We start from the raw sequence: 16,083 nt of genomic DNA, 5'->3' as shown, positions 1-16,083 counted from the left end.
TCATGACTAAGATTCGCCTCAACGACTCCACCCTGCGCGACGGCTCACACGCCGTGCGCCACCAGTACACCACCGACCAGGTCCGCAAGGTCGTCCGCGCTCTCGACGACGCAAACGTGGAAATGATCGAAGTCACCCACGGTGACGGACTCGGTGGCTCCACCTTCAACTACGGCTTCTCCAAGACTAATGAGCTCGACCTCATCGAGGCAGCCGTCGACGAAGCTAAGAACGCCAAGATCGCAGCTCTGCTCCTGCCAGGTGTTGGCACTGTCGAGGACCTCAAGGAAGCCAAGGATCGTGGCATCTCCATCGTGCGTATTGCCACGCACTGCTCTGAAGCAGATGTCTCCATCCAGCACTTCCAGGCAGCACGCGAGATGGGTCTGGAGACCGGTGGCTTCCTCATGCTCTCGCATCGCCTCGAACCAGCTGAGTTGGCAAAGCAGGCTCGCATCATGGTTGATGCTGGTTGCCAGTGTGTCTTCGTCGTTGATTCCTCCGGCCACCTCATCATGGAAGAAGCCTCCGACCGCGTGAAGGCCGTCAAGGACGAAATTGGCGACGAAGCCGAGGTCGGCTTCCACGGCCACCAGAACCTCAGCTTCGGCGTTGCAAACTCCCTCCTAGCAGTCCGCGCCGGTGCCACCCAGATCGACGGCACTCTCTACGGACTAGGTGCTGGTGCAGGTAACGCTCCGATCGAGGTCCTTGCTACTGCATTCCAGCGCCTCGGCATTGATATCGGCGATGTTGACGTCACCGGTTTGCAGAACGCTGCGGAAGATGTACTCCGCCCGATGGTTGATCGCCTTCCAATGATGGACCGTGGCTCCATCGTCCAAGGACAAATGGGCGTGTACAACTCCTTCCTTTTCCACGCAGAGCGCGCCTCCGAGCGCTACGGAATCCCTACCCAGGACATCCTGCGTGAGGTAGGTAAGCGTGGCTACGTCGGCGGACAAGAAGACATGATCATCGACGTTGCGGTTGACCTGCAGCGCCAGGGCGCCACAGTCAGCTAAGGCTTTATATATAGGCATATAGAAGTCCCGCACCTAATTATTAGGTGCGGGACTTCTGTTTGCTCGCTTCCCTTAGAACGTAAATAACTTAAGCAAGACCATCTGCTTCTTTCTCTCTGGTAGCAGCACGGTAAGCCTTCGTAGCTGTTGCACAGATCTTCTTCAATACTGCGATGTGTTCTTCCGGCTTAAAAGTATCGGTCGGACCCGACACTGACATTGCTGCGACGGGAATTGGGCCTCGACCAAATATCGGGGCTGCCACGCAACTAAGCCCAGTTGAAATCTCTTCGCGGTCGTAGGCAATGCCCTCTTCCCGCGCTTTCGCCAGCACCGCGCGGAATTCATCCGGGTCGGTGATTGTGCTTGGGGTCCAACTGGACATGCCCTTGTGGATCGTGGCCTCGATCAGATCCTTATCCCAAGCCATAATCGCTTTCCCAACGCCGGTGGCATAGCCCGGCACGCGCCCACCAATGCGCGAGGGTGTGGACACACCTGAGACAGAAAACAATTTGTTTGCATAGGACACATCGGTGCCAATTAAATAGCCCAAATGCACTGTATTGCGGGTGCGTTCAAATAGCGCCGCGAGGAAGGGCGTCAAAATCTCGGAGACCAGTTCACCCTGCTTTGTAGTTTCTTCCCGGTTAAGTTCAGTAAATAACGTGCCCAACCGATACACTTCTCCGGCTCGCTGGACAGCACCGTTTTTCACTAGTGTGTTGAGCAACCTATGAGCTGTAGATTTTGATAGATCTGCACGACGAGCTAGCTCGCTCACGCCCACTCCTGCGGCATCACCGGGTTCAAACGCGCGCAACAAGCTAAATGCCTTATCTACGGAACTCCGTGTATCTGATTCGACCACGATTGCACCTATTTACCTCTCGTATTCTCAGCGAATCTACTCCGCCTGGCGTTCCTATTAGTATTCCCGTGCCATTGTGTGGAACACAAGTCCACCTTAAATGTGACCTTGAGTACCGTGGTGTCATGACCAACGCATCTATCCCTGATTACAAAACTGACGAATTTTTCGGCCTTGAAGATAAGTGGCTCGAAACTGCACCTGGCGAGATCACTCACTATCATGAGCTGGGCGAAGGTGCCCCAATCCTTTTCCTTCACGGGTCTGGCACCGGTGTCACTGCAGCCGCCAACTGGTGGCTCAACCTACCTGAAATCTCTGAGGTCGGTCGTTGCATTGCCATCGACTCGATCGGCTACGGCCAGACAGTCGTGGCAGAAGGCACCGAGTACGGCATCCGCGAATGGGTTAACCATGCAGTCCGTGTGCTTGATGCACTTGGAATTGAAAAGACCTGGATTGTTGGAAACTCCCTCGGTGGCTGGCTGGCTTTCCAATTCGCCATTGACTACCCGGAGCGTCTTCTGGGCATCATTTCCATGGGTACCGGCGGAGCAAAGCTCACCGGCGCGTTGAAGAGCCACTCCAACCCACAGCTGACTGAAGAGGGCATCCGCGAAACTCTTGAGAAGTTCGTCGTAGACAAATCCCTCATTACCGATGAGCTGGTTACCCTGCGCTACCAGTCGGCGCTCAATGACACCGCTTCTGACCGTCTCAAGGACGTTGTTGCAGCGCGCGACCGCGACCGCGACGCTCTCCCACTCGACTTTGATGTGCTGGCAAAGTTGGAAGTTCCAGTGCTACTGATCCACGGTGTGCAAGATGTTGTGATTCCAGTCCAGCGTTCATGGGATCTGCTCAACACCATTCCGACCTCTGACGCTCACATTTTCAACCAGTGCGGCCACTGGTCGCAGGTGGAGAAGTCCTCGGAATTCAATGATGTTGTGAAGCTTTGGCTGTCCTCCCGAGTCTAGTGGTTCGATAAGTCTAACCCGGTCTAATACATGTGGGTCTACCGACTGAGGTGGGCCCACTATTTTTTAAGAAACCTGAATCTAGCAGCCCAAAAAGTCCTTAATCTAGCGCATGGAAAGTATAGGAATGAACAGCACAAATATCGCATACTTTGTTCCAGAAGGAAGTTCGGAGCAAAATGGGCTCACTCATTATAAGTTCGCCCCTACTGAACACACCGCCAGCCCTTGGGGCCCAACGCTGCAACATGGCGCTCCTCCTGCTGCCCTGCTCACCCACGTACTCGAACTCGAGGCAACGAAGACTGGGCTTTCACATGGTCGATTTAGCAGAGTTACCACAGAGCTCCTTGCTGCCGTCCCACTCACACCATTGACTGCATCAGCTCGGGTTGTCCGCCCGGGCAAACGTATTAGCTTGTTAGAAGCAGTAGTCCACGACCCAGCCTCTGGACGAGATGTAATCAAAGGAAGCGCCTGGTGGCTTCACACACAAGAGCTGCCAGAATTACGGAGGGAACTTGCCCCAGAAATCCCTGCGCCAGCGGATACCGAGCGCGATGACTCGTTTTACGCACGTTGGGGTGGAGCTTACATCGATTCAATCGAAGTGAGACGTGCGCGCGTGGCTCGAAACGATATTTCAAGCCGGACTCCGGTACCCAGTTTCGACGGTGCTCTCACCGAAGTCTGGGAAGCTGGGGACTTTTACTGGGTTAAGGCAAACCCATCAGCCATTTCAGGTCATGCAGATACGCCTTGGCTCACTGTGGCAAAGATTGTCGATTCCGCAAATGGGCTTGGAACAGGTCTTTCTCCTGAGAATTGGAGCTTCATGAACGTGGACACCTCCATTTACCTCAATCGCTTGCCGCAGGGAGAATGGATTGGGATTTTGCCGGACGCCAACTACGGCCCAGACGGTATCGGAGTAACTATTAGTCGAATCTATGATCAGACTGGAGCAATCGGGACGGCAAACCAGTCTATTCTCATCGCAGCAAATTAAGCTTCATGCTCCGAGTTTGCGCCAAATGAGCGAGTGCCTCGATCACCAGAAATAATCTGGCGATCGAGGCACTCGGAATTTTGCAACTTTGCCGGTATTCAAACACTAATGGGCTGACAGGTGACCAGCCTTGTTTACAGCCTGGATGGCTTTCTCAAGATTGCCATTCAAACACGCTGATGCGATAAAGCGGTCAGGGCGAAGAATTACAGAACCGACTGAGGTTTGGTCAAACCATTTCTTTATCGCACCCGAATCATCGGAAACTACGCGGGTGCCAGTGCTCTCGCACTCTTCTTCAGCCCAAGAGACTTGGTTGGGTGATACAGCGCAGATAAGCTCGAATCCTTGCGCTGCTGCTTTGGATCGGTTATCTTCACTCAGGAGATTTGCGGGGTCCAACCCCCAACTCAAGATGCAAAAACCCGTTCCAAGTGCATCATCCAAGCGAACTTTCTCTCCCGAATAAGTTACCCAAGGTTGGATGAACTGGGTGCCAACGGTGGATTCTTTCCGTAACGCGTTACGTAACGGAATCAGGGTGGGAGTCTTCGACTTGCTAATCTGACGCTCGGCTGTGCCCGCTGTGAGGGATTCTTGATCCACCACTACTCCGCGACTATAACGTGGCATCGGCTTGAATTTCATATCCGAAAAGTAGTCTCGGACCCGTGGAGAAAGGTTCATCGCACGGGCACCCATGTCACGAGCAAATGCAACCTTCTTGTCCGTCGGTTTGATGACGTTGCCCATGGTCAAGGAAAGATCAACCATGGCCTTCGAATGTTCAAGCCGCTCTTGGCTATATGTATCCAACAATTTATCTGTTGCTTGCCCTTTGAGGACAGCATCGATCTTCCAAGCCAGGTTCGTTGCATCTCGAACGCCAGAATTAAAGCCCTGCCCCATCCACACCGGCATCAAATGCGCAGCATCCCCAGCAATCATGACATTTCCCTTTCGGAAGTCAGATGCCACGCGACCATGGTGGGTAAAGACACGGCGGCGAATAATATCGAGCTCAATACCTTCAGGTAGATGCTGGTGAAGCAACTGCGTCACGAAGGAGTTGTCTTCTACTCGTTCATTTGGCTCGTCATCAAAAAGCATGAATTCAAAGCGTCGAACCCCGTGAGGTAAACCAATCGATACATAAGGACGCGCAGGGTCTGCGCCAAGGTAGACATTGGGAAAACCAAGTGGGTCGTTACGTACATCCACCACGACCCAACGAGTCGATGGCGATACGCCTTCAAAGTTAACACCCATCCACTTTCGTGTCAGGGAACGACCTCCCTCACTGCCTACAAGGAACCGAGCATTCACCGTGGAAGTCTCATCTAAGCTTATTTCTCCTTCTTCTCCCGAGACATGTTTCAACGTCGCCGTAATTCCGGTTCCATGATCTTCAATTTCGGACAGCTCGCGGCTGAAGGCTACGGTTACATTGGGGTATCGCTCCAAACCCTCAAAAATAGCCCGGTCCACCAGAGGCTGTAGAAATCCAAACTTCCTTGGGAATCCAAAAGGCTCCCCCTGCGGATCATTCGTCATAATCACTTCACCGTTGCCATTTACAATGCGCATTACGTGGTGTGGCAGTGTGTACGGCTCGACCTCATCGAGAAGTCCCATAGCCTGAATTGTGCGGTAGGACTCGTCGTCAAGTCCCACTCCGCGTGGATAGTCAATGAGATCAGCCCGCTTATCGACAAGCAACACGTTGACCCCACGGGCACCAAGAAGATTTGCCAGGACGAGACCGGTGGGACCGGCTCCTGCGATAAGAACATCGGTCTTTTTTGAGTGAGACATAGAACTACTTCCTTGTTACTAAATGCTTGTGACTTGAATCATTATCACTGGGGTAAAGAGCTCATGCACACACCGTTCCACCCATTGGCACACAAGACTCTTGCACATATTCAAATTAACTTGCTCTCGAATAAATCTAGACCAAAAAGCAATCATGCCTGCACTTGCAAGTAATTCCTTCTGTGCCATATACCGGAACGCAAGTTGTCGGCAGATACTTTTTCCGCTGAAATCAAAGGCGTCCAGTTCACTGTGATCCAAGTAACGTCTATGTCCCTGGAGTGACAAATGTCAATAACTAGTTCTAAGAACGCCCCCCAAGGTGGCGAAGCAGCGAAAGAAACAACACCCCGTGAACGCCGAAAGGTTTTGATTTCTAGCTTTCTCGGCTCGACAGTTGAGTACTACGATTTCCTGCTGTATGGCGCTGCCGCCGGCCTTGTCTTCCCATATGTATTCTTCGACGACTCAATTGACCCGTTCATCGGCACGCTATTGTCGTATGTCATCCTGTTTGCTGGCTACCTCTCACGGCCTATAGGTGGCATACTCTTCGGCCATCTTGGCGACAGGTATGGTCGCAAGAATGTTCTATTCGTCACGCTGATGGTCATGGGCTTCGTCTCGATCGCGATCGGCTTGCTTCCCGGCTACGCTTCCATCGGCCTTGCTGCACCAATCATTCTCGTGACGCTTCGTATCGTTCAAGGTATTGCCGTTGGTGGCGAATGGGCTGGTGCGACGCTCATGGCAGCAGAGCATTCGAAGACGGGCTCTCGTGGCTTCGCTGCTTCCATCGCGGTTGCAGGTGGTCCAGCAGGTTCAGTTTTGTCCACACTCGTACTTGCACTCTTCGCAGGCCTTCCTGAGGATCAATTCCTGACCTGGGGCTGGCGTATACCATTCCTTCTTTCCGCAGTTTTGGTAATTATTGGGCTCTACATGCGTTATAGCCTTACCGAGTCTCCTGAATTTGAAGCAGCACGTGAAGCCGGTGACACCCAAACAGGAGTCCCTATTAAGCGAATCTTCACTGTCTACCCTAAGCAAACAATTCTCTCAGCACTGACTATTGCGGCACCACTGTTTATGCAAGCACTATTGGGTGTATTTGTAGTTCCATATGTTGTCCAAACCGGTGCTGTTGATCGTCAGACAGCGTTAATGCTATTAACCTTGTCGTCCTTCCTGCATATCTTCGCAATCCCGTTCTTCGCATCGCTTTCCGATCGCTTCGGCCGTCGACGAGTCATGCTGATCGGCATCATAATTTCGCTGGCGCTGATCTTCCCAATGTTCATGCTGTTCAACTCAGGAAATATCTGGCTGATCGGACTGGGATTCATCGTTGGTAACCCAATTATTCAGGCCTCTACGTATGGTCCTGTCGGATCCTTCCTGGCTGACAAGTACGCACCTGAAGACCGCTACACTGGCGTGTCCATCTCGTACCAGACAGGATCTATCTTGGGTGCCGGCATTGCACCAATGATGGCCACCTGGCTCGTTTCTCTTGATAACGGTTGGGGCGCCTATAACATCGCCATGTACTTCATCGCCCTCTTGATCATCGCAGCAGTTGCTATCGCTGCGGTAGAAAAGCCAAAGTACAACTCCTACACGAATAAAATCATAACTTCTGAACCCGTTGGAGCTGATGCAAAAGTATAGCGACTAGTCGTTCCACGCTAGTTTGGGTTCTTGAAGGGCATAACCCCGATACTCTATCGGGGTTATGCCCTTAATGCGATTTCGTATGCGCCTCTTCGGTACAAACGACTCTTGATTCGTTAGATTTTTCCCGAGAAAAACAATTTTGAAAGCATGATCACAGAGTCCTAGCACGCTTGTTGAGTTTTGGCGTTGGTCCAGTTGTATGTATGCATCGCTTACCTTATCGAGAAAGAAACCTGCCGCAAAAAGAAGAGATCAACGGTCACAGTCAGTTCTCAATTGCACTAATCAGACCTGGGCCTAGCGCGCTTCGGATTCCTCCAAAGCGCAAACCAAATCTAGAAAGCTTGCGATAGGGCCCCGAGCGCTTCGTCTCAGAGAAACGAAAAGAGACTCGGACTCCAAATTTGGAGTCCGAGTCTCTTTTGTGGCGATCTATCAATTTCAACTATTACGTACGCGGCGCTGGCACCGAATAGGTGCAAATTACTTTTGCTAGCAATGCCTCATCGACCGAAGAGATAATCTCCGTGTCCGTGACAATAATCGTACGACCTGCTCTGACTAGGCGGGAAACCGAAACTGCGTCCCCTTCTTTTCGATTTGTTAGCAAGTTGATGGATGAAGAGATGGCCAAGGGAAACGATCCTTCAGGGACATGCTGCATCGCAAGCCAAGTTCCTGAAAGATCGGCTAGCCCGAATAACGATGGCGCTGAAAACATCCCTGCGGGTTGCATAATCTCAGTATGCAGCGGCATCCCTAAGCGAAGTTCTTCTGGAGTGCGACTAATTGGGTAGAGCTTTAGTGTCTGGGCTACATCTGTAACCGTTGCGTAAAACTTGTCCCAGTCTTCTTGAAAAGTCATGAAAGCTCCAAATCTTCGATTTCACTCGGTTCTTCTTTAACCCACGTTGGTTCATGGACCATGAGAGATGACTCTCGGCCATCGCGGGTTTGCACGTCAATCGCGTAACGCAGCCCAGCGTCCTCACAAATACCGATTTCTGTTAAATTGTCCTGTTCAACGGCGACAACAATCCGACGGCACTCCGGAAACTCCTGGTACACCTTATCTATTGATTCTCGGAGCTCGTCGACGGTACCGAAAGGTACCTCAATGTCCGTCTTCCCGTACGGGTACGTATGGCGTAGTTCTGAATTTTGGATCAAGGTAAAATTAGACATTTCTCCTACACCTTCGATACTTGGTTTTGTTCTATGGACTCGTTAGAAACCATTTGACGTACCATTTCGCGGATTTTTAGTTTGTCGAGTTTACCTGCAGAGTTACGTGGAATTTCGTCAACAAGCATTACCTTGCGTGGAAGTTTATAACGCGCAAGGTGCTTACCGCAGTGGTCCCGAATGCTTTCAAGTGTAACGTCGACTCCAGCTACTGGTTGAATAACTGCAACAACGATTTCCCCCCATTTTTCATCTGGAGAACCGACTACCGCACTTCCGATCACATCATCGTGTTCAGCGAGAACACGCTCTACCTCAGCTGGGTAGACATTTTCGCCACCAGAGATAATCATGTCTTTCAGACGATCAACGATAAAGTAGTACCCATCTTCATCGACATAACCAAGATCACCTGAGTGGAACCATCCTGCTGTGTAAGCCTTCTGTGTAGCTTCTGGGTTATTCCAATAGCCAGTGGCAACATTTGGCCCCTTAACCCACATTTCGCCGGTCTTACCAATCTCAGTAATATCTTCGCCCGTATCTGGATTAACCAGCTTAACTTGGGTGTAGGGCATCGGGATTCCGCAGGAACCTAACTTCTCCTCGGTCATCCTTGGCGGCAAGTACGTAGCAAACGGTGAGGTCTCGGTTAACCCCCATGCCTGCTGAACCACCAGTCCCTTTTCCATGTACCTTCTAATTAATGAAGGAGGAACGGGAGCACCAGCACAAATAATCGCACGTAACGACGACAAATCGCCACTCTCGAAACTCTCTGCGTGATACATCGCCTGCAATTGCGCTGGCACTAAGAACGCAGAACCAATCTGATACTTTTCAACATCTTCGATCACCTTGTTAGGATCAAAGCTCCGATGAACAACAAGAGTATTTCCTCGGTAAAAGGAACGAATTGCAAAAGAGTTCAATGCTCCGACATGAAACAGCGGAGCAGCCGCGAGGGTAACATCTCCCGGCCTCGTGTCCACCATTGTGTCCACATTTGTAGAATTCCACCACAAGTTGCCAAAGGTAAGCTGAACACCTTTCGGTAATCCAGTCGTTCCTGACGTGAACAAAAGCAATGCCAGATCGCTCATCACGCGGGCCATCGGCTTGTTTACCCCTGCAGTGTCGATTTCATCAAGAGATGAAGTCTTCGACCAGTAGATGGGTACGTCCACTGTGGGCATCGCAGATGGCTCATCATCAACAACCAACACATGGTGACGCTCGATACCAAAAATACTCTGTGCCATCTCCAAGTGGGAGCCTTCAACAACGACCGTATGTGGGGTGCCCTGCATTAACAGTTGAGCTACTTCTGGTGCCGACAAGCGGAAATTGAAAGGCATAAACGTGCCACCAATCCACCATGTCGCAAACATTGCAAACATAAACGACTCTGAATTCATGCCGACATAAGCGACACGATCACCTGGTTGCACTCCCGCCTTGTCAAGGTGCGCTGCCCATCGGCGAACACGGTTCGTGAACTCTTCGTAGTTATATGCGCGTTCTTCATAGATCAGCGCCGTCAGCTCTGGCTGGTATTCGGCGTACTTATTTAGCTGTGTACATGGGCTGATATTGAATTGGCTTGCATTGTGCTCTACTCCATTGACGATCATAAGTCGTCACCTCCTGCAGTTTTAGCGAACCCTCGAGCAGAGATCCCGCCATCAGCATTGATAATGGTGCCTGTAATGTTTCCTGCTTCCTTAGGCGATGCGAGCATTACGTAAGGACCAGTAAATGTTGCTGGGTCAAGCGAGATATCGTGTAGTGGTATATAGGGATTCCCGCCATCTCCTCTCTTCGCAAAAGTGTCGGCTATTCTTCTCTCGTCTAATCCAGCTGCGCTGGGACCGCTCAAGTTGGTACTCATGCCTCCAACCGCAACAGCATTAACTCGAACTTTCGGCGCGAGTTCGTACGCGAATTGGAGCATTAGACCTCGGCCGGCGAATTTACTCGCGGTGTAGACAGGGCCACCACCAGCGGAATAGAACGCGGAGTTCGATAAGGTCATGATGATCGAACCATGTTTTTCGACAAGATGCCGCCAAGTCGCTTCTACCGTCAAAAGGTAACCTTTCGCGTTGACGGCCATTACTTCGTCGAAAATCTCCGATAGCTCTTCCCCACTCATACGAGTGACCGAACGGTTGTAGTCCCAAATCCCAGCGTTTGGAATGACCGTATTCAAGGTGCCGAACTTTTCAATTGTTTGATCTACTGCGTTGTGCAGATCCTGTGGCTTACGGACATCGGCGGCAAGGGGGAGTACCTTGTCCGAATCCAGAGAGCGCGCGGTCTCCCTAGCACGGTCAAGGTCAACATCAACGATCGCTACATTTGAGCCTTCGTCAACAAATCTTTGTGTAAGTGCTGCTCCGAGGCCCGAACCAGCACCGGTAATAAAGGTGGTGTGCCCATTGAGCATGGTTACTCCTAGAAAAAGGTGGAAATGTTCTTGGATGGCAAAACGTTAAAGTCAAGCAGAATACGGCGGTCGTATACCTTGATGTCCCAATCGTTGACTCGCACTAGGTCGGTACGGGTACCGACGAACGTGTCTTGCTCACGCTCGAGACGGGTCCGCCACACAAGAAAGTTCGATCGAACTTCGACGATTTTGTTACCCTCTGGATCCTCACCGTGAAAAGCCACAATGTTTGTGATCAGGTGGCGGGTACGCGATGGTGGATCTTCTGCCCATGCCATGCCAGAATCGAAGCGTCGAATACGCCATGCAAGTGAGTCGTAGGTTTCGTCGTAGAACGCTAAGCCGTCACGTTCAGAGATTGAAAGCGCCTGTTGCCTTCTCAAACGGTTAGTGCGCGTTGGAGCCCAGTAGGAAAGGTCCTCGTCGAAACATTCAAGCCAGTCGACATAGCGGCTTTCGTCCAGGAGGTACGCCTCGTCGTAGTAGAAGTTCTGCAGTTTGTAGTACAGATCTGCGTCAACGCGGTCACCGAGCGTGATGTCTTCGTTTCGCAAGTAGTCAGTCATGGATTACTCGTTTCAAATGTAGATCAGCGGGTCAGTTTCTTGAGAGAAACTGCGGGGTCTGCAAGTTGGGCTGGGTCGACGCTGATATTGCGGTCGATAATGCGTCGAGCTGCACGAATCGCCTTCGAGTCGTCGTATGCAGCCGCTCCGGCAAGCTTGCCATCAGGAGTCACACGAAATGCAACGTCTGCTGCGCCGTCGGTGTCAGGACGAATGATGGTGGTGCCTTCAGCGACCATCGATCCAGTTCCTTCGACGTGGATGCCGTAGCGGTCGGACCAAAACCATGAGGCACTTTCCGCAGGAATCGGAGTGCCAGCAATCGACGCTGCAGCGCGAGCTGCATCCTGCACCGCTGCATCCCAGTGTTCATGGCGACGCTCAAGGGTGCCATCTTCATTACGCGTTCGGGAACAATCCCCGATAGCCCAAATATTTTGAGCGCTCGTGCGCTGCTCGTGATCGACGAGTACTCCCCCATCGACGTCAAGTTCCGCGGAGTCCGCCAGTGACTCGTCGGGAACCAAGCCGATACATAGAAGAACATGGTCGACTTCGATGGAGCCCTTACCGTCAACTTCAAGAGTGTGGCGTCCATCGTCACCGTGTTGGATCGCAGTGATCATGCCGTTAATAAATTCAACGCCGTTTTTGGCATGCAGCGCGTGGAGTCGCTCAGCGATCTCAGGGCCAACCGCTGGGACCAGCGACACTGGAGCTGGATCGACGAGAACAACCTCGGACCCACGATCGCGAGCTGCGGAGGCAACCTCGGCACCTATGAGACCCGCGCCAACGATGCCAACCCGTGCCCCGGGAATCAGAGCTTCAGAAAGCTTTTTCGCGTCTTCTAGAGTGCGGAGAACTATAACGGATTCATGGTAGAAGCCAGGTCCATTGATGCGGCGCGCATGGCCACCGGTGGCCAACACAAGTTTGTCGTAAGGACGTTGAGTACCGTCCTTCAGTACCAACATGTTGGTGTCAACGTTAACGCGCTCAACCTTTGCTTGGACGATCTCGACTTTGTTGTCCTCGTACCAAGAGTCAGGAACAAAGCGGATCTCTTCGGCAGTCTTGGTACCGTTGAGCACTTCCTTCGACAGTGGGGGTCGGTCATAGGGGAAGCCGTACTCGTCGATAATGGCAATTGGGTCGGCGTAGCCTGCCTTGCGCAGCTCTTGGGCAAGCGTGAACCCACCAATTCCACCGCCAATGATTGTGGTGGACGAACTCATTGAGCTGCTCCTTCAGCTGGGATGCCCGGGTATAGCCACACTTCGTCGTCGCGCAGCTCAACCTTATGTGTCGGAGCATTCTCGGTAGCTGGCATACATTGGACCGCACCAGTTTTCAGGCAGAAACTTGATGAGTGGATTGGGCACTCAACCATTGTGCCTTCGATCCAGCCATCAGCGAGCGAAGCAGTCTCGTGGGTACACGTATCGTTAAGGGCGTAGACTTCGTCGTCGTCGGTGCGGAAAATAGCGATTGGCTCGCGGTATCCGGTTACGTCAGTATCAACGACAATTGCCTCTTCCTGCTCAATGTCATCAAGATCAGCAACATGGATCGGCTGGGAAGCTTCGGTGGAACTAGTCATAGGAGTAACCTTTCTGCTTTAAGTGAAAATCCGGTCACTACTTCTCGTGCCACGCCGGGGTAGACATCAGCTCTGCCCAGCGGCGGTAGAAGTTGCGTCCAGCTGCGTCGGAATACAGCTCTGAGGTCATACCCGGGTACCCTTCGGTTTCCCCTTCTGTGTCAAGACCCATCTGGTAGTTCAGCGGAGTGTTCGACACCATGAACGCGCCTGCGTTCGCCTGGACCTCGGACCAGTTTTCACCGTCATCCTGCTCGAAGATGCCGGAAGGACCGAAGGTGCGGAGGTTGTAGAGTCGTTGCGCGCGAGCAACGTCTTCGGGCATCGAGCGATCGAGGATGGTCCACGCCCAAACTTCCATCTTGTTTGGGCCCTTTGGATGCCAGATACGGACAGAACCATTCACCGGCAGGTACGAAAAGTTGGGGAAAACGGTTGCGTGGCCGTTGGTCAGTGGACCTGTGACTTGTTCTTCAGAGAGGCGCTCACGCAGGAAGTCGTAATCGTAGTACTCGTGGACCGGCTGCGCGTCGAAGCGGTTCTTTTGGTGGACCGGGAAACCAGCGCCGTGGCCCTTCTCGGAGGAGAACTGCCTGCCGGTGCGCTCTGCGATTTCCTTTTTCGGGCCTTTACCAGTTGGAGACATCACCATAAGCGCGGAAGCATGCGACATATTCACGTGATACCAATCGGTAGCGAACTGCTCAGCTGCGAGCTTCCAGTTGCCTTCGAGAACCCACTTGGTAACGCTTCCGACGGCGTAGCTGCCTGCTTCATCGCGATCGAGGAAGGCATCAATGTACCATTTCATGTCGCCGAGATTGTCCTCAAGTGGCTCGGCATTTTCATCCCAGTTAGCGAAAATGAGACCTTTGTAGGATTCAACGCGTGGAACAGAAATCAAGCCCCACTCTTCGCGCTTGAAGTCCTCATTGTATTGCTCTTTGCCAGGCAGGTTGACCAGATTGCCATCTAGGTCATAAGACCAACCATGATAGGTGCAGGTAAAGTTTTTGGTACGACCAAGATCTGCGCGGCACACGCGCGCACCGCGGTGGCGACAGTTATTGAGGAGAACGCGGATCTCCTTCTGCTTGTTCAAGGTCGCAATAACTGGGTCCTCCCCCATGTAGGTTTGGAAGAAGTCGCCTGGCTTTTCAAACTGAGATTCGTGTGCGATAAACAGCCAGCTGCGGGCAAAAATGCGACGCATTTCTTGCTTATAGATCTTCTCGTCTGCAAAAACGCGACGATCTACTCGGCCACCGTCAGCGTCAATCATGCCGCTGACATCAAGAATCGTATCCAGTCCTTCTGGGCGGTCGAGGCCGCCGGTTGGAAGCTGGGGGCTTTCGGTAGTCACATTTTTCTCCGTCGTTGAGGTTCTTGCGTTCACTTCTCCCATGCTGTGGCTCTAAACCAAACAGAATGAGAATGTGATCTAGATTAAATCAACTATCGAGGGGGAAAGCTTTCCGTGTTCCAAAGGGCGGAACGAAACTGGCACCACCAGTTAATGCCTAGTTCTTTTTGCGCTTTGCAACCAATATCGCCACCCCTGTTCCTCCACCTTTGTGTACTTCACGAAGAAGCAAGTGATGTCAAGGCCGCATCGCGAGCGCTTTCACCGTCAGCTGATGTCAAATCTGTCCGCAATTAGGATTCGTATCCCAGATCCATTACTTGGTATACGGTCGCCCGTAAGGATTCAATGGCAGCCTCATGACACACAACAACCTTTCAAGTTGGCTCGTTGCGATAGCTCCCCGCGCGACGACCAATCGGCAACCATGCTCGAGCGCTAGTGGGTAGCCACTGAGTCTGCCTTATCTACGCGGATCTTCACACCCCAAGAGGGACTCGATCCCAACTTGAGGGGTGAACAAGCTAGCGAAAGCGGTACCTGTCGACACGAAATCAGGCTGCCAATTGTCAGTAAACAAGGCACTATTGTGCGAGCGACACCAGCCATGATTCTCCCCGAGAAAAGTTTGGGAGGTGCTTAATCATGTTCTGGATCAGCTGAACACTTCCTCATTTTGTCAATTCACAGCACTTGTTATCGATAGCAAGGAGGGTGATTTCCCAAAATCAATCGGAATTATCAACAGGCAATTTCTCCTATCCACGCAACCCCTGCAGCTCCTCTTCGCCCAACACAGCAACCGACGCAGCCAGCTGTCTCATCAGCTTCCGGTGCATTTCCTCACCGTTGAGCTCTAACGACAGGAATGCTCCGTCGAAGCCGGCCAGGATGAATTCCACGAGCTCGTCGGCAAGCAAATCGCAGTGCTCAGGAGCGCTATGCAACCAGGCTTGCCGGATGAATTCTTTGAGATTTTCGCGTGCCCGTCCCCTGATCTCGTTGATTGTCGTGCGGAATTCCTCCTCCTTTCGCTCGAGCGCGAAAAGAATGAACAGGCGAAGAAACTCTGGCTGGGTGATAAATAGTTCGCCTGCTTCGCCGAGGGCACGTTGCAGGTACGCTCCCGGCGTTTCATCCGGCGCCGATTCTGGTGCTGTCATAGCTGAGAGAAAGCGATCCGCACCGACCTTCGTGGCGGCTGCTCCAACCCCTAGCTTGGATCCGAAATGCCAGTAAATTGAGCTATTTGGCAAGCCTGACTCACGCGCGATGTCGGAAATGCTGGTGCCGTCAAATCCCTTTTGGGACATGAGTTTCAACGCTGCGTCCAGAATCTCCACTCGCGATTGCTCGCCTTGCAATTCACGTTTGTTCATGTCCCTGCCTCTCATTGGTGATTCCTTCGGATTCTACCCGGTGTTTACCCCCGGTTAGGGTTCCACTCCAGCCAAGAGAATTAGGCCTCTCTCCTGCACATTCACTCCATAAATCACTTTCCTATTGACAATGTGATGTAGGCCATGTTGTACTCATC

General features: G+C 52.1%; 15 protein-coding genes. 4 read left to right on the top strand and 11 right to left on the bottom strand.

Going from position 1 to position 16,083, the window contains the following annotated elements:
• Nucleotides 1-2: 2 nt before the first annotated feature.
• Nucleotides 3-1,025: a 4-hydroxy-2-oxovalerate aldolase gene (gene dmpG / locus ACXZ66_RS00825; protein WP_458749803.1), complete on the top strand. Its 1,023-nt coding sequence runs from the start codon at nucleotides 3-5 to the stop codon at nucleotides 1,023-1,025.
• Between the two features lie 88 nt (nucleotides 1,026-1,113).
• Here the strand turns inward: dmpG and ACXZ66_RS00820 are convergent, their stop codons facing one another.
• The gene (locus ACXZ66_RS00820; RefSeq protein WP_458749801.1) at nucleotides 1,114-1,896 is read right to left on the bottom strand and encodes an IclR family transcriptional regulator; all 783 of its coding nucleotides are present in this window, start codon (nucleotides 1,894-1,896) and stop codon (nucleotides 1,114-1,116) included.
• Between the two features lie 125 nt (nucleotides 1,897-2,021).
• Here ACXZ66_RS00820 and ACXZ66_RS00815 point away from each other — a divergent pair, with 125 nt between their 5' ends.
• Nucleotides 2,022-2,876 carry an alpha/beta fold hydrolase gene (locus ACXZ66_RS00815; RefSeq protein ID WP_458749799.1) on the top strand — a complete coding sequence of 285 codons (855 nt, stop codon included), beginning with the start codon at nucleotides 2,022-2,024 and terminating at the stop codon, nucleotides 2,874-2,876.
• Nucleotides 2,877-3,003: 127 nt separating this feature from the next.
• A complete protein-coding gene (locus ACXZ66_RS00810; RefSeq protein WP_458749798.1) occupies nucleotides 3,004-3,885 on the top strand; it encodes a thioesterase family protein in 882 nt (293 codons plus the stop codon).
• A 105-nt stretch (nucleotides 3,886-3,990) separates the two neighbouring features.
• On the opposite strand, the gene mhpA is transcribed toward ACXZ66_RS00810, so the two are convergent.
• A complete protein-coding gene (mhpA, locus tag ACXZ66_RS00805; protein WP_458749797.1) occupies nucleotides 3,991-5,700 on the bottom strand; it encodes a bifunctional 3-(3-hydroxy-phenyl)propionate/3-hydroxycinnamic acid hydroxylase MhpA in 1,710 nt (569 codons plus the stop codon).
• Between the two features lie 288 nt (nucleotides 5,701-5,988).
• On the opposite strand from mhpA, the gene ACXZ66_RS00800 reads away from it, so the two are divergent.
• Nucleotides 5,989-7,371: an MFS transporter gene (locus ACXZ66_RS00800; RefSeq protein ID WP_458749796.1), complete on the top strand. Its 1,383-nt coding sequence runs from the start codon at nucleotides 5,989-5,991 to the stop codon at nucleotides 7,369-7,371.
• Nucleotides 7,372-7,825: 454 nt separating this feature from the next.
• On the opposite strand, the gene ACXZ66_RS00795 is transcribed toward ACXZ66_RS00800, so the two are convergent.
• The 9 genes from ACXZ66_RS00795 to ACXZ66_RS00755 form a co-directional block, all read right to left on the bottom strand.
• The gene (locus ACXZ66_RS00795; protein WP_458749795.1) at nucleotides 7,826-8,242 is read right to left on the bottom strand and encodes a PaaI family thioesterase; all 417 of its coding nucleotides are present in this window, start codon (nucleotides 8,240-8,242) and stop codon (nucleotides 7,826-7,828) included.
• The gene (locus ACXZ66_RS00790) at nucleotides 8,239-8,562 is read right to left on the bottom strand and encodes a hypothetical protein (protein ID WP_458749793.1); all 324 of its coding nucleotides are present in this window, start codon (nucleotides 8,560-8,562) and stop codon (nucleotides 8,239-8,241) included. Before ACXZ66_RS00790 ends, ACXZ66_RS00795 begins: the two co-directional genes overlap by 4 nt.
• Nucleotides 8,563-8,567: 5 nt before the next feature.
• Nucleotides 8,568-10,196, bottom strand: coding sequence for an acyl-CoA synthetase (locus tag ACXZ66_RS00785; RefSeq protein WP_458749791.1), 1,629 nt, complete (start codon nucleotides 10,194-10,196; stop codon nucleotides 8,568-8,570).
• The gene (locus tag ACXZ66_RS00780) at nucleotides 10,193-11,011 is read right to left on the bottom strand and encodes an SDR family NAD(P)-dependent oxidoreductase (protein ID WP_458749789.1); all 819 of its coding nucleotides are present in this window, start codon (nucleotides 11,009-11,011) and stop codon (nucleotides 10,193-10,195) included. Before ACXZ66_RS00780 ends, ACXZ66_RS00785 begins: the two co-directional genes overlap by 4 nt.
• Nucleotides 11,012-11,019: 8 nt before the next feature.
• Nucleotides 11,020-11,580, bottom strand: a complete 561-nt coding sequence (locus ACXZ66_RS00775) for an aromatic-ring-hydroxylating dioxygenase subunit beta (RefSeq protein WP_458749787.1) — start codon at nucleotides 11,578-11,580, stop codon at nucleotides 11,020-11,022.
• A 23-nt stretch (nucleotides 11,581-11,603) separates the two neighbouring features.
• Nucleotides 11,604-12,818, bottom strand: coding sequence for an NAD(P)/FAD-dependent oxidoreductase (locus ACXZ66_RS00770; protein ID WP_458749785.1), 1,215 nt, complete (start codon nucleotides 12,816-12,818; stop codon nucleotides 11,604-11,606).
• Nucleotides 12,815-13,183 carry a non-heme iron oxygenase ferredoxin subunit gene (locus tag ACXZ66_RS00765; RefSeq protein WP_458749783.1) on the bottom strand — a complete coding sequence of 123 codons (369 nt, stop codon included), beginning with the start codon at nucleotides 13,181-13,183 and terminating at the stop codon, nucleotides 12,815-12,817. Before ACXZ66_RS00765 ends, ACXZ66_RS00770 begins: the two co-directional genes overlap by 4 nt.
• A gap of 37 nt (nucleotides 13,184-13,220) precedes the next feature.
• Entirely contained in the window at nucleotides 13,221-14,465 is a 1,245-nt protein-coding gene (locus ACXZ66_RS00760) for an aromatic ring-hydroxylating oxygenase subunit alpha (protein WP_458751414.1), read from the bottom strand.
• An 839-nt stretch (nucleotides 14,466-15,304) separates the two neighbouring features.
• Nucleotides 15,305-15,925 (bottom strand): TetR/AcrR family transcriptional regulator, encoded by a 621-nt coding sequence (locus tag ACXZ66_RS00755; protein WP_458749781.1) that lies wholly within the window; start codon nucleotides 15,923-15,925, stop codon nucleotides 15,305-15,307.
• Nucleotides 15,926-16,083: the final 158 nt, after the last annotated feature.

Source organism: Corynebacterium sp. S7 (assembly GCF_054401105.1).
The sequence above is the reverse complement of the archived record's forward strand: the minus strand, read 5'-3'. Positions and strand labels throughout refer to the sequence as shown.

Excerpts from the sequence above, each read along its gene's own strand:
- ACXZ66_RS00810 (WP_458749798.1), top strand. The coding sequence starts at position 3,004 with ATGAACAGCACAAATATCGCATACTTTGTTCCAGAAGGAAGTTCGGAG.
- ACXZ66_RS00765 (WP_458749783.1), bottom strand. The coding sequence starts at position 13,183 with ATGACTAGTTCCACCGAAGCTTCCCAGCCGATCCATGTTGCTGATCTT.
- ACXZ66_RS00815 (WP_458749799.1), top strand. The coding sequence starts at position 2,022 with ATGACCAACGCATCTATCCCTGATTACAAAACTGACGAATTTTTCGGC.
- ACXZ66_RS00795 (WP_458749795.1), bottom strand. The coding sequence starts at position 8,242 with ATGACTTTTCAAGAAGACTGGGACAAGTTTTACGCAACGGTTACAGAT.
- ACXZ66_RS00780 (WP_458749789.1), bottom strand. The coding sequence starts at position 11,011 with ATGCTCAATGGGCACACCACCTTTATTACCGGTGCTGGTTCGGGCCTC.
- ACXZ66_RS00785 (WP_458749791.1), bottom strand. The coding sequence starts at position 10,196 with ATGATCGTCAATGGAGTAGAGCACAATGCAAGCCAATTCAATATCAGC.
- ACXZ66_RS00760 (WP_458751414.1), bottom strand. The coding sequence starts at position 14,465 with ATGATTGACGCTGACGGTGGCCGAGTAGATCGTCGCGTTTTTGCAGAC.
- ACXZ66_RS00755 (WP_458749781.1), bottom strand. The coding sequence starts at position 15,925 with ATGAACAAACGTGAATTGCAAGGCGAGCAATCGCGAGTGGAGATTCTG.
- ACXZ66_RS00790 (WP_458749793.1), bottom strand. The coding sequence starts at position 8,562 with ATGTCTAATTTTACCTTGATCCAAAATTCAGAACTACGCCATACGTAC.
- ACXZ66_RS00770 (WP_458749785.1), bottom strand. The coding sequence starts at position 12,818 with ATGAGTTCGTCCACCACAATCATTGGCGGTGGAATTGGTGGGTTCACG.
- mhpA (WP_458749797.1), bottom strand. The coding sequence starts at position 5,700 with ATGTCTCACTCAAAAAAGACCGATGTTCTTATCGCAGGAGCCGGTCCC.
- dmpG (WP_458749803.1), top strand. The coding sequence starts at position 3 with ATGACTAAGATTCGCCTCAACGACTCCACCCTGCGCGACGGCTCACAC.
- ACXZ66_RS00800 (WP_458749796.1), top strand. The coding sequence starts at position 5,989 with ATGTCAATAACTAGTTCTAAGAACGCCCCCCAAGGTGGCGAAGCAGCG.
- ACXZ66_RS00775 (WP_458749787.1), bottom strand. The coding sequence starts at position 11,580 with ATGACTGACTACTTGCGAAACGAAGACATCACGCTCGGTGACCGCGTT.